Source organism: Anabaenopsis tanganyikae CS-531 (genome assembly GCF_029891675.1).
GTDB classification, from domain to species: Bacteria; Cyanobacteriota; Cyanobacteriia; order Cyanobacteriales; family Nostocaceae; genus Anabaenopsis; species Anabaenopsis arnoldii.
Genome location: NZ_JANQDF010000158.1, coordinates 1 through 17502, shown reverse-complemented (window position 1 = coordinate 17502; position 17502 = coordinate 1). Strand labels below are relative to the sequence as shown.

The 17502-nt window shown below is 41.3% G+C and carries 20 protein-coding genes; 11 read left to right on the top strand and 9 right to left on the bottom strand.

Translation table 11 applies throughout. The annotated features are described in order from the left end of the window. Positions 1 to 68 precede the first annotated feature (68 nt). Entirely contained in the window at positions 69 to 212 is a 144-nt protein-coding gene (locus tag NWP22_RS15220) for a hypothetical protein (RefSeq protein ID WP_271763009.1), read from the bottom strand. A gap of 97 nt (positions 213 to 309) precedes the next feature. On the opposite strand from NWP22_RS15220, the gene psb28 reads away from it, so the two are divergent. Further along, entirely contained in the window at positions 310 to 648 is a 339-nt protein-coding gene (gene psb28, locus NWP22_RS15215; protein ID WP_271731933.1) for a photosystem II reaction center protein Psb28, read from the top strand. Between the two features lie 210 nt (positions 649 to 858). Here psb28 and mraY read toward each other — a convergent pair whose 3' ends face one another. Both mraY and NWP22_RS15205 read right to left on the bottom strand, forming a co-directional pair. Then, entirely contained in the window at positions 859 to 1962 is a 1104-nt protein-coding gene (gene mraY, locus NWP22_RS15210; RefSeq protein ID WP_271731931.1) for a phospho-N-acetylmuramoyl-pentapeptide-transferase, read from the bottom strand. 151 nt (positions 1963 to 2113) lie between these two features. Continuing rightward, complete coding sequence (locus tag NWP22_RS15205) at positions 2114 to 2353, bottom strand: DUF3134 domain-containing protein (protein ID WP_271731929.1); 240 nt, start codon at positions 2351 to 2353, stop codon at positions 2114 to 2116. Positions 2354 to 2580: 227 nt separating this feature from the next. On the opposite strand from NWP22_RS15205, the gene NWP22_RS15200 reads away from it, so the two are divergent. The 7 genes from NWP22_RS15200 to NWP22_RS15170 all read left to right on the top strand — a co-directional run bounded on the left by NWP22_RS15200 (position 2581) and on the right by NWP22_RS15170 (position 9323). Beyond that, positions 2581 to 3165: a PAP/fibrillin family protein gene (locus NWP22_RS15200; RefSeq protein ID WP_271731928.1), complete on the top strand. Its 585-nt coding sequence runs from the start codon at positions 2581 to 2583 to the stop codon at positions 3163 to 3165. 216 nt (positions 3166 to 3381) lie between these two features. Next, on the top strand, positions 3382 to 3594 hold the full coding sequence (locus NWP22_RS15195; protein WP_271731926.1) for a photosystem I reaction center subunit IV: 213 nt from the start codon (positions 3382 to 3384) through the stop codon (positions 3592 to 3594). Between the two features lie 104 nt (positions 3595 to 3698). Beyond that, a complete protein-coding gene (locus NWP22_RS15190; protein WP_280802065.1) occupies positions 3699 to 4541 on the top strand; it encodes a DNA-formamidopyrimidine glycosylase in 843 nt (280 codons plus the stop codon). Positions 4542 to 4648: 107 nt separating this feature from the next. Then, positions 4649 to 4864, top strand: a complete 216-nt coding sequence (gene ndhO, locus NWP22_RS15185) for an NAD(P)H-quinone oxidoreductase subunit O (RefSeq protein ID WP_271731922.1) — start codon at positions 4649 to 4651, stop codon at positions 4862 to 4864. Between the two features lie 320 nt (positions 4865 to 5184). Further along, positions 5185 to 5856: a hypothetical protein gene (locus NWP22_RS15180; RefSeq protein ID WP_280802064.1), complete on the top strand. Its 672-nt coding sequence runs from the start codon at positions 5185 to 5187 to the stop codon at positions 5854 to 5856. A gap of 48 nt (positions 5857 to 5904) precedes the next feature. Further along, a complete protein-coding gene (locus NWP22_RS15175; RefSeq protein ID WP_280802063.1) occupies positions 5905 to 7854 on the top strand; it encodes a P-loop NTPase fold protein in 1950 nt (649 codons plus the stop codon). Between the two features lie 2 nt (positions 7855 to 7856). Next, complete coding sequence (locus NWP22_RS15170; protein WP_280802062.1) at positions 7857 to 9323, top strand: DUF1802 family protein; 1467 nt, start codon at positions 7857 to 7859, stop codon at positions 9321 to 9323. A gap of 119 nt (positions 9324 to 9442) precedes the next feature. Here NWP22_RS15170 and NWP22_RS15165 read toward each other — a convergent pair whose 3' ends face one another. Continuing rightward, positions 9443 to 11032, bottom strand: coding sequence for a glucose-6-phosphate isomerase (locus NWP22_RS15165; protein WP_271731917.1), 1590 nt, complete (start codon positions 11030 to 11032; stop codon positions 9443 to 9445). Between the two features lie 225 nt (positions 11033 to 11257). On the opposite strand from NWP22_RS15165, the gene NWP22_RS15160 reads away from it, so the two are divergent. Together NWP22_RS15160 and NWP22_RS15155 are read left to right on the top strand one after the other, a co-directional pair. After that, positions 11258 to 12394 carry a branched-chain amino acid ABC transporter permease gene (locus NWP22_RS15160; protein ID WP_271731915.1) on the top strand — a complete coding sequence of 379 codons (1137 nt, stop codon included), beginning with the start codon at positions 11258 to 11260 and terminating at the stop codon, positions 12392 to 12394. A 62-nt stretch (positions 12395 to 12456) separates the two neighbouring features. Continuing rightward, on the top strand, positions 12457 to 13239 hold the full coding sequence (locus NWP22_RS15155) for an ABC transporter ATP-binding protein (RefSeq protein WP_271731913.1): 783 nt from the start codon (positions 12457 to 12459) through the stop codon (positions 13237 to 13239). 53 nt (positions 13240 to 13292) lie between these two features. Here NWP22_RS15155 and NWP22_RS15150 read toward each other — a convergent pair whose 3' ends face one another. From NWP22_RS15150 to NWP22_RS15140, 3 genes are read right to left on the bottom strand one after another with little or no spacing between them, the layout of a single operon-like run. Next, positions 13293 to 14144, bottom strand: coding sequence for a sulfite exporter TauE/SafE family protein (locus NWP22_RS15150; RefSeq protein WP_271731935.1), 852 nt, complete (start codon positions 14142 to 14144; stop codon positions 13293 to 13295). Further along, a complete protein-coding gene (locus tag NWP22_RS15145; RefSeq protein WP_271731911.1) occupies positions 14144 to 14680 on the bottom strand; it encodes a rhodanese-like domain-containing protein in 537 nt (178 codons plus the stop codon). The genes NWP22_RS15150 and NWP22_RS15145 overlap by 1 nt, the downstream gene beginning before the upstream one ends. A 32-nt stretch (positions 14681 to 14712) precedes the next feature. After that, positions 14713 to 15399: an MBL fold metallo-hydrolase gene (locus tag NWP22_RS15140; protein WP_271731908.1), complete on the bottom strand. Its 687-nt coding sequence runs from the start codon at positions 15397 to 15399 to the stop codon at positions 14713 to 14715. Positions 15400 to 15550: 151 nt separating this feature from the next. On the opposite strand from NWP22_RS15140, the gene NWP22_RS15135 reads away from it, so the two are divergent. Next, the gene (locus NWP22_RS15135) at positions 15551 to 15910 is read left to right on the top strand and encodes an ArsR/SmtB family transcription factor (protein ID WP_271731907.1); all 360 of its coding nucleotides are present in this window, start codon (positions 15551 to 15553) and stop codon (positions 15908 to 15910) included. A gap of 51 nt (positions 15911 to 15961) precedes the next feature. Here the strand turns inward: NWP22_RS15135 and NWP22_RS15130 are convergent, their stop codons facing one another. Next, complete coding sequence (locus NWP22_RS15130; protein ID WP_271731905.1) at positions 15962 to 17248, bottom strand: glutamyl-tRNA reductase; 1287 nt, start codon at positions 17246 to 17248, stop codon at positions 15962 to 15964. A 101-nt stretch (positions 17249 to 17349) separates the two neighbouring features. Beyond that, positions 17350 to 17502: fructose-bisphosphatase class II (locus NWP22_RS15125; protein ID WP_280802066.1), on the bottom strand; the 153-nt coding region annotated here is incomplete at its 5' end.

The window sequence follows — 17502 nt, the reverse complement described above, 5'->3', positions numbered from 1 at the left end:
AAACTATACTTATGTTGACAAGCATTGATATAAGTGAGTTAAGAAAATCGCCCACTTGATATATAATCCTACGATATCAAGTATTGAATTAAGACTATTGCCAACGCGAAAACCAAGCAATGATAGCGGTAGTCTTTCTTGTAAATCTTAACTTGAGAAATATCGCGTCTGGCTAAGGCGTGCAAGTCTACACCAGGGATAACCGCTCCCATGCTCCCGTTGAAGTAGAAAGTAAAGTCTAGCTTTGTCTAGGTTTTATATAGCAGAAAATGGGAAATTAACCATTACAAAACTTTAAATACAGACATCATGGCAAAAATCCAGTTTTGCAGAGGAATCGACGAGGAAGTAATTCCAGAAGTACGCTTAACCCGCTCGCGCAGTGGCGACAGTGGGACAGCAACGTTTATTTTCACCAATCCGCGCATTTTAGATCAAGGTAACACGGAGGAAATCACCGGGATGTACTTGATTGACGAGGAAGGAGAAATTATTACCCGAGAAGTTAAGGGTAAGTTCATCAACGGGAAGCCAGAAGCCTTAGAAGCTGTTCATCTGATGAAATCTGCTGCAGAATGGGAGCGCTTTATGCGCTTCATGGAACGCTATGCGGCAGAAAATGATTTGGGATTTAACAAGGCTCAATAGATATCCGATATACAGCAGATTTCATCTGAGTAGGTACAAGGGCGGGCAAGATGCCCACCCCATAGAAGTTTTATCATTTGATGGAATTGGTATAACGCAACCGACAAGATACATTTAATCTGACACTTGCGTAAGTCCTATAATCAAAAAAACTCCCTATATTAGGGAGTTTGTATTTTGTTAAATGATTTTCTCAAAAGTTGTGAAATTTTAAAAAGTGGCGATCGCTACACAAATAACAGCCAAAATGCCAGCGATCGCATAAAATACCCTTACCACTTGTAATTCCGACCACCCGCTTAATTCTAGGTGATGGTGTAGGGGAGCCATTTTCAATAAACGCTTTCCTTTCCCATCAGGACCCTTGGTAGCTTTGTAATAACCCACCTGGGCAATAACTGAAATAGTTTCCACAAAGAAAATACCACTGAGAATAAACAGTGCTACCAAACTATTAGTTAGTAAAGCTACAGCAGCTAAAGCTCCGCCCAGTGCTAAGGAACCAGTATCACCCATAAACACCCGTGCTGGGTTACGATTATGGGCTAAGAAACCTAAACAACCGCCACTTAATGCGGCACAAAAAACCATTAATCCCGGGTAAGCGGGGGCGATAACAGAACCTAAGCCTAATAAAGCGATGGCCACGGTTCCCGCTGCTAAACCATCAACACCGTCAGTTAAATTAGTTGCATTACTTTCTGCGACCAGGACAAAGCCAGCCAAAGGCCAGAATAAATATCCTAAAGGTAGTGTAAAGCTCACCCAGGGTAAAGCAATATTTGTAATTTGAGAATTATGATTAAACATCAGCCACAGACAAAACAGGGCTGCAAATACAATTTGCAAAGCCAGTTTCATTTTGGGTGATATCCCTTTATTTGATTTGCGACGCAGAATTTGCCAGTCGTCAAGCCAACCTACAAATCCATAACTGAGAGTTAAAGCACAGACCCCAAGGACTTCTGTGGCAAAATTAGATAATATACAGGCGATCGCCACAGATACCGGTACAAAAAATATACCCCCCATAGTTGGCGTACCAGCTTTCTTTAAATGGGCTTGTGGTCCATCTTCGCGGATAATTTGGCCAGTTTTCCAGGCTTGTAACATTGGGATTACTAAAAATCCCATAGCAGATGTACTCAGCGCTCCTAGCAACAATGGTAACGTAAGTGACATACCTTGCCAGGGCGTTCTCTGTCCTAGCCAATCCAAGCTCAATGCTGCTACACTGAGGGCTATAACTAAACCAAAAGCTAAGCTAATACCCGAAATATTTGACCCTTGGTTAGGAGATAATTTAGCGTCCACAGAAATTTCCTTCACTCCACACTTAACAGAACATAGATATTACCCAGCACTGCACGGAAAAACCGAGATAAATTTCTGACAAAAACATCAATGAGTTTTGATTTGACTTTTTCGCCGATGTGCTATGGTAATACTACCCAGGTTGACTAGGCTAGTCTTCGTCTACGCCAAGATCACTACCATCATCAATGTCGTAATCATCTATTCCGTCTTCTGAACTCAAGAAATCTGATATTTCTTCTTCTTGTTGTGAATAGTCGGTTTCTTGAACAGTACGCGCTACAAGCCTTCCTTGATTTTGTAACCAGTCCAACATAGAAGATTCTTGCTTTAATGGAATTACTGGCGCACGTTGGTTCCGGGGTTCTTCACTTAATGGAGAGTTCAGCATATCTACCAAAACACAAAAAGATCATGTAACTAGACATTAAGAAGTCTATCACTGACAAGGGATATTTTAATTATCCATTCAAGTCGTAGTTAATAAATCCGTAAACTGGCAGAAATAATTTATTGAATAGTCTTATAAGAACCACCCAAATTGCACGAGTATCATGTCATAATCTATACTGTTGGCTGAAAGTAGATCAATCCTGATGATTTTTGAGGTGATAGACCATGCTCGGTAAAGCTAATCTCATTGATGCGATCGCCGGTACTAATCGCGGTTTACTAGCCACTGAACCACAAAAACAAGCTATCTTAGCAGCCATCGCCAATTTAGAAGACTTCAATCCTACCCCTCGCCCCTTAGAAGCGACGGATTTACTCAATGGTGATTGGCGGTTAATCTATACAACCAGTAAAGCTCTCCTAAACCTGGATCGCATACCGTTATGTAAGCTGGGACAAATTTATCAGTGTATCCGGGTCAACACTGGCAGTATTTACAATATAGCCGAGATTTATGGCTTACCTTATCTGGAAGGATTAGTAAGTGTAGTTGCCAAATTTGAACCAGTTTCGGAGCGACGTGTACAAGTCAAGTTTGAGCGATCCATTTTGGGTTTAAAACCTTTAATCGGTTACAGTTCTCCCGCCAGTTTTATTCAACAAATTGAATCCGGTAAAAAGTTTACGGCTATTGATACCTCCTTAAACAGCGAGCAACAGCAAGGCTGGCTAGATATTACTTATATAGATAGTGATTTACGCATTGGCAGGGGTAACGAGGGTAGTGTGTTTGTTTTGAGTAAAACATAAATCTTATTACATCCGTTGCATTTGCCAACGAAAATACCCTGCCTTCGGTTTTTTGTCAAGATGGGTCTGATACCTTGTCAGGTTTCGGCTGTCAATGGAGGAATACTTAACCCCGTTTCAGATAAATAACTTAACAAAGCCTCTAGGAAACAGCTGGACAATGTAAAGTGAAATCAATTAGCCCTAATATATCCATCATTAAAAGGGAAGATACTTATGGTTCAACGTGGTTCTAAAGTGCGTATTCTCCGCCCCGAATCCTACTGGTTTCAGGATGTAGGCACAGTGGCTTCTATTGACCAAAGCGGCATTAAATACGCAGCAATTGTCCGGTTTGATAAGGTGAATTACTCTGGTCTCAACACTAATAACTTTGCCCTAGATGAATTACTTGAGGTAGAACCACCAAAAGCTAAAGCTAAAAACTAAGCGGCAGAGCAATAAAGGTAATAATTTGATGGGATGCTGAATGATATAGCTTAAATCCTATATCATTCACCAGCCTACCCTCAAAGGTAAACGATATAGCTTAAATGCCTGAACTGCCTGAAGTTGAAACAATCCGCAGGGGTCTAAACCAATTTACCCTGCACCGCAAAATTACGGGTGGGGATGTGTTGCTAAACCGCACCATTGCCTACCCGTTTTCTGTAAATGAGTTCATTTGTGAAATTACAGGAAGTGCGATCGCCGCTTGGCATCGTCGTGGTAAATATCTTTTAGCGGAACTCACCCCCTCACCCCAGACTCCGTGGTTAGGGGTTCATCTCCGCATGACCGGACAGCTATTATGGCTACATCAAGACGAACCATTACACAAGCACACCAGAGTGAGGCTATTCTTTGAAAACCAGCAAGAATTACGCTTTGTTGACCAGCGCACCTTCGGTCAAATGTGGTGGGTTCCCCCAGGAGTAGCAGTAGAAAGTATAATTACCGGTTTAGGGAAACTAGCCGTAGACCCTTTTTCGCCTCAATTCACCCTTGAGTATTTCGCCGATAAATTACAAAATCGCCGCCGTCCTATTAAAACAGCACTATTAGATCAATCAGTGGTGGCGGGTTTAGGTAATATTTACGCTGACGAAGCACTATTTAAAAGTGGAATTTTACCTGTAACCCTGTGTATGGATTTGCAGTTACAGCAAATTCAACGTTTACACACAGCTATTATTCAAGTATTAGAAACCAGTATTGCAGCTGGGGGTACAACCTTTAGTAATTTCCTCAACGTTCAAGGGGTTAACGGTAATTATGGCGGTGTGGCTTGGGTATATAACCGCACTGGCGCACCCTGTCGAGTTTGTGGTACTCCCATAGAGCGAATTAAATTAGCCGGGCGTTCCAGTCATTTTTGCCCCCAATGTCAGAGTTAGTAGAGAGGCTGGGAATGGGGTGTAAACAAACCAGCAATAAATTCTTAAGTGAATTTGCATCTGACCACAAGTTAAAATCCTGTTAAAACCAATTCAAGAGGAAATTTATGGCAGTTAAAAAAGGGGATATGGTTCGCGCTGTCCGCGAGAAGCTGGAAAATAGTTTGGAAGCACAAGCCAGCGATCCTCGCTTTCCTTCATATTTGTTTGACAGCAAGGGCGAAATTGTCGATGTTAAGGGTGATTACGCCTTGGTAAAATTTGGGAAAGTACCAACGCCAAATATTTGGTTACGCTTAGACCAGCTCGAAGAGTTTAACTAAGTCTGTTGACACTCCCCCGCTAACCGCTCTCCCAACCTCTCCTCCGCAAGCACAGAGGCTTTAAAGGTTGATTTTTGCATGGAAATAAGTAATGATTATGCGACTTTGTAAAGCGCAGAAGAGTTGGGGAGGGGTTGATGGAATTCACCTTGAAAAACCATAAATTCAGATATCCTATTTGATTTATAAAAACTAGGAGTTTCAGATCCCCGACTTCTTAAAGAGGTCGGGGATCTAAGTCTTCATAAGTAAAAGTTTTTTATAGCTAAGACGACAAAATAATATTACCATAAAATGAATAGTCATATAGGACACTGGGCATGGCTGCAGAAGAAAAAGGTTTAAAGGATACTCAAGCTAAAACACGCGTGCTGCTGGCGTTGTGGGATATGGGAGCAGTGGAGGGAGAGGTTAACCAGGGTCAACTCACTAAACGAATTGTCACTAAGGGTAAGAAGGTAGGAGACTATCGGCACATATTTAAAGATTTGCAAACGGCTGGAGCAATTTCTATTTCTAAAAAGAAAATTTCTCTCACCTCTCCCATAGGTTTGGAGATGTTGGGGGAGGGTTTGAGCAGTGGTGATTTTCAGTTTGAGGGGACTATTGTCGGCACCTGGGTAGCCAATGCGTTGCTGCGGTGGATTAGTCAGATGAATGGGGGATCAACTCTATCTGTTCTTGCGAGTGATGGGGTGAAGTTGGCGGTTATTTCTTCCTACGAAGAATTTAAATCTGTGGCATTAGAAGTTTACGACCAACTCAATCAGAACTACAACTTAGATGATTTAGTGCCTATTTATCGCATCAGGAGAACCATAGGGGAGCGGGTGAGCCGTGAAAACTTCAACACCTGGTTGATCGAAATGCAAGCTGAGGACATTTTGCAGCTGATTACTGGAGAAATAGCAGACTTTACCCCTGATAAACGAGAAGACTCGATATCTATGGAAGGTACACAACTACGTTCCTATGCTCAACGCCTGAGTTAATCAAATTGCTTCCACACTGTGTAGTTCCTCCCACGACATTTATTCATCATGACAAATACCCCTATTTCTTCCATAGAAGCCGTTAACGCCGCTATTAAAAATCATAATCCCTTTACTAACGCTGGTATCGTTAAAGAACAGGACGTATGGGGAAAGGGAGTCCCCGATGTACCAACCTTAAATGCTCATGCTTCTAATAAAGTCTTTGAAGCCATTGAATTTGTGCGAACAAGTCAATTGAGCCAAGATAAAGTGACTTCCATTGTGATCACTGCACAACAGGGAGTTGGTAAAACTCATCTTCTCAGCCGCATTCGTCATCAATTAGAAACAAAAGGCGGTGCTTTATTTGTCTATGCAGGTGGTAATAATTATACAGACTTAAATCTGGTGAAGTACCAATTTCAGCAAACCTTAGCAGATAGTCTGAGTGAAACTGGTAGTCAAGGGGTAATGCAGTGGCAGGAAGTAGCCGCAGCCATGGCCAACGAAACTAGAGGTGACAATTGCCCCCAATCAGCAGAGTTAGTTAAAAAGTTTGACCAAGCATATAAAAAGAGTTTGGACAAAAACAAAAATCTCATGAATGCCTTGCAAGCACAAGTGCTGAAAAATAAACCCAATGCAGATCCCTATATTCTCCGGGCTATTTTGTGGACACTCTCAGAAACTCAAGCACCTTTTGCTATCAGATGGTTATCTGGTGAAGAATTAGCCCAGGTCAATGCTGATGAGTTGGGTTTACCTAATTCTCCTAAAAGCAATCAAGACAAAGAAGCTGAAGCCCTGAAAAATATTCAGCAAGTCTTGAATTTAGTTAGTTTCTATAATCCGGTTATTATTTGTTTTGACGAGATAGATGTTAAAAACAACTCCACTGAAGATGGCTTACCCACTGAAAGCGTAATTGCTAATTTGGTGAAAATTCTCCATGATACTCTGGAAAACTCCGAACTTAGTCAAGGAGTTGTTTTTCTCACAGTAATGCTACCGGAAACATGGAGAGAAAAGGTAAATTTAATACCAGGTGGTACCCCTGATAGAGTCTCAAAATTTACTCAAAGAAAACCAATAGAATTAAAATATGTTAGTAGCGATTCTATGGTGGACTTAGTTACTGTTTGGCTTCAGGAATTTTATCATTCAAAACAATTAATTCCTCCTCATTCACTTTACCCATTTACAGAAGGTGAACTGAGAGAATACGGTAAAAACAAGAGACCAACTGTCAGAGAAGCTTTGCAATGGTGCGCCAAGAATTTTAAGGTAGATGAGCTACCCCCAGACCCACTGTCACGGTTTGAACTGGCATTTACAAAAGAAAGTAATCTCAATGCTGAAGATTACTTACAGGATAATAATATGCTGGCTGAGGCTCTATGTTTTGGTTTTGAGACATTGATCAATCATACCTTAGAAGGAGTGAAAATTGAGGAGATTATCCGGGATATCAAGCCTAAATCACAGAATAAAAATTGGATAAAGTTTAAAATTGTTGGTACTGAGAATGGCGCAGCGGTGAAAATTGGCGTGTCTGTAATCCAGGATTCTCGAACTGCATTATGTGCTGGATTAAAACGTTTAATTGATTATCAAACATTTGATTTGACTCGTGGTTGTTTAGTGCGATCACAAGACAAAATCGAAAAAATGAATAAAAATTCTGAAGCCTATAAATTACTGGAGGAACTCATATCCCAAAAAGGAGGGGAACACGTCGATTTAATAGAAGAACAAATTCGCCCACTGATCGCAATTTACTCTATTTACCAAAAGTGCTCAAACTATGATTTAACAGATGCACAAATTTTCGATATCATTACTCAAAATAAAATTACCATTGATAATCTTCTATTACGAGAGATTTTAAGCGATCCATCAGGCATATTACCAGATGCTGATGATAGCGATATTTTAGATGAACTATTTGATCCTACAAATTTAAGTGAAACAGATGAATCAGACGAGTCAGACGAATTAAGCGATTTGTATAGTTAATCATGAGCCAATCAGTTTTAATTTATAAAGCCCTTTGTCTACCCAGTGGCGATGTGGAAGCGTTAGTACAAGGGCGAATTATTGCAGCTATACCTCGTAAATTATTGAATAGGGGTGATAAATTTGCTCTTTACCCTGTTAATTCTTCAATACATCAGTTGCGAATTGAGCAATACTATCGCCCGGATTTTTTACCCATTGCTGAAAGTGCTATCAAACAAGTGAACTCTGAAAAAGTTACTATTAAAGCTTGGGCGAGATGTGAACTTTGCGGAATGTTGGACCAGACTCAGCCGTTAGAAGTTTTATCTCAGTTAACAATCTGGACAACAGCAACGCTGAAACAAATCTTAGAAAAACAACATATTTTTTTAGCTTACCTGCGAGTTTATCATTTATCGGAGCCTTGTCAAGTTGTACTCACCCCCGATATTAAGGGCAAAATTGGTAAATTTGTCGGTATACCTAATATTACTGCTGGGGAGGCAAAACCAGTATTGAGCGATCGCATTTTTGTTCAACGCCAAAAGCAACTACAAAACCTCGAACCACCCAAACACCCAGAACTAGAAGATTTACAAACTGCAATAGTGTCTGTGAGTATGAGCAACCCAGGTGCGCAAGCATTAGACAATGATATTAAAAGGTTTTTAGGTTGGAGTAGTCAGGAGGATAATCATCAACTGGGTGAGGATTTGGGTTGGATAAATAATATTGCCGCGTTAGGCGATCGCAGTATACAAGAAGATGAGGGTAAAAGTAACTATCAAGCCGGGACGGACTTTGAAAATGTGGTGCGTCATAGCTTGGAATTTTTAGGATTTACCGTTGATTATAGTCATAAAGGCGGTGCTGGTGGTTTAGATTTATTTTGTTCCCAACCATACCCATTATTTGGTGAGTGTAAAGCCGGTAAAAGAATTCCTAATGATAGCGCAGTACAATTGTTAAATTTGGGAATGTTACGCGAACCAGAGCTTTTTGATCAAGCTACTAAAATTATCATTGGTGCGGGTAAACCAACAAACCAACTACAAAAATCTGCAAAAATACAAGGTATGGCTATTCTTAATCCTGAAACACTTGAAAAATTAGTCAAACTCCAAAATAACTATCGTAACTCAGTAGATTTATTTAAACTCAAAGAATATTTAAAACCGGGTCAATGTGATGCACAAGTAGAAAAATATATCAGTCAAGTTTACACAGATATCAATTTGCGATCGCACATTATCCAACTAGTAAAAAATTATCAGCAAAACTCAGGGATAGACTTAGCAGGGGTAGAAGCCCTACACGGTGCATATTTCGGCTCAAATCCACCACAACCCCTGCAACCACAAGAAATGCACGAAATTTTAATAGAACTTTCCTCACCCCTGACCGGTTACTTAGGAAGAGTTAAAGGTCAAGATTGGAAAAGCGATCGCTTTTACTTCCTCCGAGACTTAGTAACTACGGCTGAGTAACTTAATATTTGCCCATAACTGCCAAGCATCCTAGATAGATGTGATCTAAGATGCTAGAGAATAAAAAAATTGTTGCAGATACAACAATTATGTGATACAATAGTCCAATGAATCTAAGTTTATTTGGCGGCGGAAATCTTTAAACTAGCTGGGTTACCTGGGTCACCTTGTACTAATACACCGCGCTCATTTGCGTGTAAGTGCCGGACAATTTTGTAAATGGCCTCAACTTTCTCAGATGCGCCAGCTTTTTCGGCTATTTCTTCGAGAGACAGGGCTGTTTTTTGCTGTTGCAACACAGCCACTACCTTTGATTGTAACTCCAGAATAGCCGCAGCAGCTTTTTTACCAGCTTCTACTCCTGGTTGATGGTAGGCGTTGATATTTACCAAACTGGCGTATAAACCAACAGCACGTTCATACAAAGCAATTAACGCTCCCACTGTTTTGGGGTTGACTTGGGGAATAGTCACTGTAATAGAATCCCGTTGATTTTCGTACAGCGCTTGTTGACTTCCTAAGAGAAACCCACAGAGAAAATCTCCCGATGTAACTCCTGGTTGAATTTCTAAAGATTTTCCTTGACGGTCTTCTAACACTTCAATGAAAGTAGCAAAGAAATTCGGTACGCCCTCACGTAATTGCTGGACGTAAGCGTGTTGGTCTGTGGAGCCTTTGTTACCGTAAACAGCGATCCCTTGATAAACAGTCTTACCGTCCAGGTCTTTTTCTTTACCTAAAGACTCCATTACCAGCTGTTGCAAATAGCGACTAAATAACAACAAGCTGTCCTTGTAAGGTAAGACAACCATATCTTTTTCACCCTTACCATTACCGGAAAAATACCAAGACAAAGCCAACAAAGCCGCTGGGTTATTTTTCAAGTTTGGGACGCGGGTAGCGTCATCCATTTCTTTCGCACCCTCTAGCATAGCGTGAACGTCAATGCCTTGTAATGCGGCAGGTACTAGTCCCACGGCGGACATCTCTGATGTGCGTCCTCCGACCCAGTCGTACATGGGAAATCTGGCTAACCAGCCTTCATTTTTGGCGACTTGATCTAAGTTACTATCAACGCTAGTAATCGCAACAGCGTATTGAGCAAAGTCTAAATTCTGGGCTGCATAGGCGGCTTTAACTTCAATCATCCCATTGCGTGGTTCCGGTGTTCCCCCAGATTTGGAGATGACTAAAACCAAAGTTGTAGCTAGGGTATTTTGCAACCGAATCAGAACACGGTCAATACCTGCGGGGTCTGTATTGTCGATAAAGTGAAGGTTCAGGGGTGGAAAATCAGGACTGAGGGCCTCAGCCACAAATTGCGGACCGAGGGCAGAACCACCAATACCAACAGATATAATATCGGTAAACCGACTGGCTTGGGGAGGGTGAACAGCACCTGTGTGGACTTTTTCCGCAAAGGCTTCAATTTGCTCTAGGGTTTGGACAATTTCTTGGGTAAGTTCTGGTGTGGGTGCTAAATCAGGATTTCGCAACCAGTAATGTCCTACCATGCGGCTTTCGTCAGGATTTGCGATCGCACCCTTTTCTAATTCCGCCATATCCGCAAACGCTTTGTCAAACTTCGGCCGCAACGAATCCACAAAAGCATCATCAAAACCCATGCGACTGATGTCTAAGTAGAGTCCTAATCCCTTGTGGAAATATAACCAGTTTTGGTATCGTTGCCAAAGTGCCTTCGCATCCATAGGGAAATCTCAAATAAAGTATTGCTTCAAAAACAAGTTTAATGTAAGGTCAGAGCCATCCGGTGCCTAGCCTTATACAGTTTTCAATCTTGGGTATGGAACATCCCATTAATCCAATTAATTAGTGATGCTTCCCAAAATTATTGTACCTTACCGTTCACCCTTCCCTACCATAGGGCAGAGTTATGGAGTAAGACATGGTGATAGTGTATTAAATAAATTACTATGGTTGAATATCTCACTTTTTTAGCAATTTCTACCACAATCTTCGCCCTGTTTGGTTTGGGACTCAATCTACAGTGGGGATATACAGGGTTAATTAACTTTGGTCATATTGCTTTTATGACTCTGGGGGCTTATACCACAGTTTTACTAAGTCTCCAGGGTATCCCCTTAGTGATATCAGCAATCATAGGAGCAATAGTAGCAGCTTTATTAGGTTTAATTATTGGTTTTGCTACTCTGCGCTTACGGGAAGATTATCTGGCCATTGTCACCATTGGCGTGGGGGAATTAATTCGTTTAGTGGTGAACAATCAAGAATTACCTGTGCGGGATACCTGGATATCTGGGGCGTTTGGTGTCCAAAGTTACCCTATACCCTTATCTACACCCCCCAATTTGTTTTTTAGACTGGTGATGATGGGATTGCTCACAGTGTTGGCGCTGGCTACTTTTTGGTGTTTGTGGCGATGGGTTCGCGCCGCTCACAAATCTCTGTTAGCCGATTCTCGCAAAACTGACAGTAAAAAGCAAGAATTAGTTTCGCGCTGGGGAGTAGGGATTATATTCGCCCTGCTGACAGCAGCAATTTATATTTCTGGTTTGATTGGCTTGTATGATTATAAACCCGCCGCCGGTTTGATGCTGTTGTCATTGTTGGTATTAGGATTTGTATTCTGGCGGTTAGAAATTCTAGTGCGATCGCCTTGGGGAAGGGTGCTTAAAGCTATCCGTGAGGATGAAGAGGTTCCCAAAGCCATGGGTAAAAATGTTTTTTGGTATAAAGTACAATCCCTGATGTTGGGAGGTGCGATCGCTGGTATCGCTGGGGCTTTCTTTGCTTGGCAACTTAGCGCTATTTACCCTGATAATTTTCAACCACAACTAACCTTTGATGCTTGGATTATGGTAATTTTAGGCGGTTCTGGTAATAATATTGGCACCATCTTAGGTGCGGTAATTTTCTTTACTTATGATGCCATGACCAGAGAATTTTTACCGAGAATTTTTACAAATTTATCTTCTGACCAATTGGGCGCATTTCGCATCATGGTGATTGGTCTGATTTTGATGGTACTGATGATTTGGCGACCTCAAGGTATTTTAGGGAAAAAAGAGGAACTCACCCTGGGTAAGTAATTGCTTCACAGTGACTAGTTGAGATTCTGCAACATTAGTTAACAGTTATCAGTCAATTTTTTATGGTAAATAATCAATCTTCCCCACTTCCACTACTTGCAGCTAGCGGACTTTGTAAAAGCTTTGGTGGCTTGAAAGCTGTCAAGGATGCCACAATTGAAGTTAATCAAGGTAGTATTACTGGCTTGATTGGTCCTAATGGGGCTGGTAAAACTACTTTGTTTAACCTACTATCTAACTTCATTCGCCCAGATAAGGGACGAGTGATTTTTGATGGGGAACCTATTGAGCAGTTGGAACCATACAAAATCGCCCAGCAGGGACTAGTCCGCACTTTTCAAGTGGCGCGGACTCTCTCCCGGTTGTCGGTGTTAGATAATATGCTGCTAGCTGCACAAAAACAAACAGGAGAAAAGTTTTGGGGAGTGCAGTTACAGCCTCATATCGTAGCTCAGGAAGAAAAGCAATTCCAAGAACAAGCAATGTCACTACTAGAATCTGTAGGACTGGCGGAAAAAGCCCATGAATATGCTGGTGGTTTATCTGGTGGACAGCGGAAGTTATTAGAAATGGGACGGGCGTTAATGACCAATCCTAAGTTAATTTTATTAGATGAACCAGCCGCCGGAGTCAATCCCAAACTAATAGATGATATATGCGATCGCATTCGTACCTGGAACCGCCAAGACGGTATGACGTTCTTAATTATTGAACACAATATGGATGTAATTATGTCCTTGTGCGATCGCGTTTGGGTGATGGCGGAGGGTCAAAATTTAGCTGAGGGAACCCCTAAAGAAATACAAAGCAATCCCCAAGTATTAGAAGCCTATTTAGGACAGTAATATCAGTCTAACTAATTAGTTATTCTGCCGGTATTTTCTTTACCTACCTCAAATCAAATACGCAGTATTTGTTGATAATTTGCATTGTGCCCAGCGGCTTTTTTGGTCTTAAACTCTTCTAGAATACCGCGGTTTTGGAATAAAATCAAAGCCGCCACTCCCAATAGAAAATAACCAAAATATTTTTGTAATTTTTTGCCATCAACATATTGAGATAGATAAGCACCTAGAACAGTGCCAATACTGGCTGCTATAATAAATGAGGCGATAATATTCCAGTCTAAAGTCACTTCTCCCCAATAGCCTAAAAACCCAGATACAGCATTAGCAGCAATAATTACTAAGGAGGTACCAATAGCCTGTTTCATTGGTATATTTCCCAATATAACTAAAGCGGGTATAATCGCAAATCCTCCCCCAACTCCCACTAATCCTGTTAATATACCCACCCCTAAGCCTTCGCTGACTAGCCACAACCAACAGTATTTACAAATGGGCTTGGTGTAAATTTCTGATATGTCAGGCTGTTTCGCTGTTGATTTAGCACTACGTCGAATCATTAACCCAGAAGCTAGCAACATCATGACTGCAAATAGCAGCATTTGCAAACTACCTGTAATAAATGGCAGATTGGCGATTTTAGCACCAGCAAAAGCCCCCAACATCGTAGCAGAACCAAAGATAAATGCTGTTTTTAAATTGACGTTTCCCTGTTTCCAATGGGGAATTACACCAATTAAACTTACGGTTCCTACAATTACTAAGGTCATGGCTACAGCAGATTTCGGCTCTATTCCCATGACATAAACTAAAGTTGGTAATGCTAAAACTGATCCACCACCGCCAATCAACCCTAAGCTAATACCAATCCCGGCTGCTAGGATATGTCCTAATATCCATGTAATCATTGCACACGTTGATTGTAGGGTAATTTCGCCAATAACATTCCCATGGCACAGGTATTACTGACTCCAGCAAATACTAAACCAGCACCGACAAAGCCACTCAAAATTAAAAACCAAGGTGAAACAAAAGCACCTAAAATTGTCCCTGTAAATACTAGTGATCCGGCTACAATTTGCACCTGTCTCATTAAACTAATGGGGGCGTTTTTATTAATTTTAGTGGGATAATTTAACTGCTTCCAAGCTGTAATTCCTCCTTGAAGTTGGGCAAATTCTGAGAAACCCGCAGTCATCAGTTTTTGTGCTGCTTGGTGGGAGCGTTTTCCTGATTGACAATACAGCACAATTTTAGTGTGACGGTGAAAATCTACTTTTTCTGCTTGGAATTGAGACAGGGGCACAAGTTTAGCGCCGGGAATATGTTCGGCTGCATATTCTCCAGGTTCCCGCACATCTATCAGTTGTACTTGTTGTTTTTCCGTCCAGTCTTTGAGGGTGGAAGCGTCAATTAATTGTAATTTAGTCTCTGAAATCATATTGTTACCTGCTGGTGTTAATTTTAAACTATTTAAGCATTACCACAAAGTTGATTTGCTGGTACTGCTTCCATGATTTTTTGGGGATTTGGTAAGTTTAAACTGGCCATGAACTCAATAAAGTTATCTCGCGTCCGTCCTTGGAAGCGTGGGTTAAACTGCTTTTCTTCGCCGATGGTAGAGACGGTATGTCCCCGGTAGTCATGTCCTGGATAAACTAGGGTTTCATCGGGTAGTGTAAATAGGCGTTGGGTAATTGCGTCAAATAAACTCCCCGCATCACCACTTTGAAAGTCAGTCCTACCACAACCACGAATCAATAGGGAATCTCCTGTTAATAGTTTTTCACCATTAACTAAATAGGCCATATGACTATCTGTATGTCCTAAAGTGGCTATGGCCTCTATGGTAATTTCATCTAATTTGAGAATTTCCCCGTGTTTAATTTGCCGATCAGCACAGCTGGCTGAGGCGTTTTCTGGTACAATTCCTAAACACCCAGTTAATTCACGTAACTTACCAGTACCTGTAATATGATCGGCATGAATATGTGTTTCTAAGCAGTAGTGCAGTGTTAAACCTAATTCTCTAATTAATTGGCGATCGCGTTCTACATTATCTATCACCGGATCTACTAGAATAGCTGCTTTGCTAGTCTTGTCGGCAATCAGATAAGTATATGTACTTGTATCATGGTCAAACAGTTGGCGGAATAACATTTTAGTTTCTCCATATAAACGGACTAGGCTAAAAGCAGAAAATTTTATCGGTAGTTAGATATTAGTTTCTGATATTTTCCATCGCCTTTTTCATATTATATGAGTATATGGTAAAATAGTCAATAAGAAACCACAAAACAATTAATCTTATATGTCAGAGATATTTCCAGACGCTCTCAGTCAAGTTGCGGACTATTTCAAAGTCTTGTCAGAAGTGAGTCGCCTACAAGTGTTATGTTGTTTAAAAACTGGATCTAAAAATGTTACACAAATCATTGGGGAGACTGGACTAGGACAGGCTAATGTATCCAAGCACCTCAAAGTTTTAGCACAAGCGGGAATTGTTAAAAGAACACCAGATGGCGTGAATGTAATTTATGAAATTACTGACCCGATATTATTCCAGTTATGTGATCTAGTGTGCGATCGCCTAGCTGTCCGACTCGAACAACAAACCCAACAGCTGGAAAAACTCGGGAGTAAGGCGTGGAGTCTAGGACAAAGGGGATAATTTTCTCTCCTTTTCCCCTGACCCCTGTGACATAGGCGGGATAGGTGTCAATTAGCTAAATTGCTCCCCCGCATCCAAGTTAAATAAAATTTGCAGGGTTTGCATACAGTTGCGCCGGGCTTCAACATCCTGCTGGGCCCGCAATTGTACCATAGGATCGTGTAGAATTTTATTAACGATTCCTCTTGTTAAAGCTTCGATCACCTCTTGATGTTTGTCAGCAAATTCGGCACCTAATCGAGACAAGGCTTTTTCTAATTCTTGTTCGCGGATGGTTTCAATCTTATTTCTCAGACAACTGATAGTAGAAACTGTTTCTAGCGATCGCCACCAAAGATCAAAAGCTAAAATCTCTTCATCCAAAAGTTTTTCAGCCTCTTCAGCCATCTGGCGGCGGCTTTCATAGTTTTGTGCCACAACAGCCTTCAAATCATCCACATTAAAGGCTTGGACATGGGGCAGTTCATTTACATCCGCATCCACATTTCGCGGCACAGAAATATCAAATAACATCAAGCAGCCATGAGAGTCTAAAACTTTTTCTAACCTGCTGCGGTTAAGTATAGGTTCAGTAGCAGAAGTACTTGTAAATACTAAATCACTTTTGGCAATTACCGCCATCATTTCTGATAGCGCATAAGTATATATAGGCTGATCGGGATAAAGATTTGCCAATTGCTGGGCGCGTTCTTGAGAGCGATTAACAATGCTAATTTGTGTAGCACCTTTAGAAATCAGGTGTTGTACCAACAAACGTGACATTTTCCCAGCACCAATAATTGCGACTCGGCAATCTGATAAATTAGTGGTCTTCATTTGTGCCAACTCCACAGCCGCGGAACTGATAGAAACCGCACCAGTACCAATACTAGTTTCAGTACGCACACGCTTACCGGCTGTCAGAGCTTGTTTAAATAATCGGTTCAGAATTGTTTTTATACCACTGTACTGCTGTCCCAGTTTATGAGTATTTTTCACCTGAGCTAGAATTTGACCTTCTCCGAGTACCAAACTATCTAAACCAGCTGCTACCCGCATCAGATGCATAACAGCATCACCATGCAACAACATAAACAGGTGTTGACGTAGAGACTGTATAGGTAAGCGGCTGTGTTCAGAGAGAAACTGAGTCACCTCCCTAATCCCTCGCTCCGTCTCACTGGTCACAATGTATATTTCTAGGCGGTTGCAAGTGCTAAGTATTGCCACCTCATCAATATGGGGATAGCTACTCAGATGAGCGATGGCTGTTTCGGTCTGTGGTTCTGGAATACTCAGCTTTTCCCGGATTTCAACTGGGGCGGTCTTATGGCTTAACCCCACCACGATAATATTCATTATTTATCGGTAATTGGTAATGGATTATTGATTATTCAGAGTTGGGGATGAGGTCCCAGAGATGAACAAGATTCTTCCCCAGTCCCCACCCCCTCAAGTTTCTAACGTAATTGCAGATTCTTTGGTTGGTCAAACATATGGATAGTATCGACAAAACGTGCCGTATTGGACTGGTTAGAAATCACCAAGCTTTGAGTTCTTGCACCACCCTTAAAGAAGCGGACACCTTCCATAAGAGTACCCGGGGTAATTCC

Coding starts and splice junctions, on each gene's coding strand:
- NWP22_RS15220 (WP_271763009.1), bottom strand. CDS start 212: ATGGGAGCGGTTATCCCTGGTGTAGACTTGCACGCCTTAGCCAGACGC.
- NWP22_RS15140 (WP_271731908.1), bottom strand. CDS start 15,399: ATGTTATTCCGCCAACTGTTTGACCATGATACAAGTACATATACTTAT.
- NWP22_RS15175 (WP_280802063.1), top strand. CDS start 5,905: ATGACAAATACCCCTATTTCTTCCATAGAAGCCGTTAACGCCGCTATT.
- NWP22_RS15200 (WP_271731928.1), top strand. CDS start 2,581: ATGCTCGGTAAAGCTAATCTCATTGATGCGATCGCCGGTACTAATCGC.
- NWP22_RS15165 (WP_271731917.1), bottom strand. CDS start 11,032: ATGGATGCGAAGGCACTTTGGCAACGATACCAAAACTGGTTATATTTC.
- NWP22_RS15205 (WP_271731929.1), bottom strand. CDS start 2,353: ATGCTGAACTCTCCATTAAGTGAAGAACCCCGGAACCAACGTGCGCCA.
- NWP22_RS15160 (WP_271731915.1), top strand. CDS start 11,258: ATGGTTGAATATCTCACTTTTTTAGCAATTTCTACCACAATCTTCGCC.
- NWP22_RS15155 (WP_271731913.1), top strand. CDS start 12,457: ATGGTAAATAATCAATCTTCCCCACTTCCACTACTTGCAGCTAGCGGA.
- NWP22_RS15135 (WP_271731907.1), top strand. CDS start 15,551: ATGTCAGAGATATTTCCAGACGCTCTCAGTCAAGTTGCGGACTATTTC.
- NWP22_RS15195 (WP_271731926.1), top strand. CDS start 3,382: ATGGTTCAACGTGGTTCTAAAGTGCGTATTCTCCGCCCCGAATCCTAC.
- NWP22_RS15190 (WP_280802065.1), top strand. CDS start 3,699: ATGCCTGAACTGCCTGAAGTTGAAACAATCCGCAGGGGTCTAAACCAA.
- NWP22_RS15180 (WP_280802064.1), top strand. CDS start 5,185: ATGGCTGCAGAAGAAAAAGGTTTAAAGGATACTCAAGCTAAAACACGC.
- NWP22_RS15130 (WP_271731905.1), bottom strand. CDS start 17,248: ATGAATATTATCGTGGTGGGGTTAAGCCATAAGACCGCCCCAGTTGAA.
- NWP22_RS15170 (WP_280802062.1), top strand. CDS start 7,857: ATGAGCCAATCAGTTTTAATTTATAAAGCCCTTTGTCTACCCAGTGGC.
- psb28 (WP_271731933.1), top strand. CDS start 310: ATGGCAAAAATCCAGTTTTGCAGAGGAATCGACGAGGAAGTAATTCCA.
- ndhO (WP_271731922.1), top strand. CDS start 4,649: ATGGCAGTTAAAAAAGGGGATATGGTTCGCGCTGTCCGCGAGAAGCTG.
- NWP22_RS15145 (WP_271731911.1), bottom strand. CDS start 14,680: ATGATTTCAGAGACTAAATTACAATTAATTGACGCTTCCACCCTCAAA.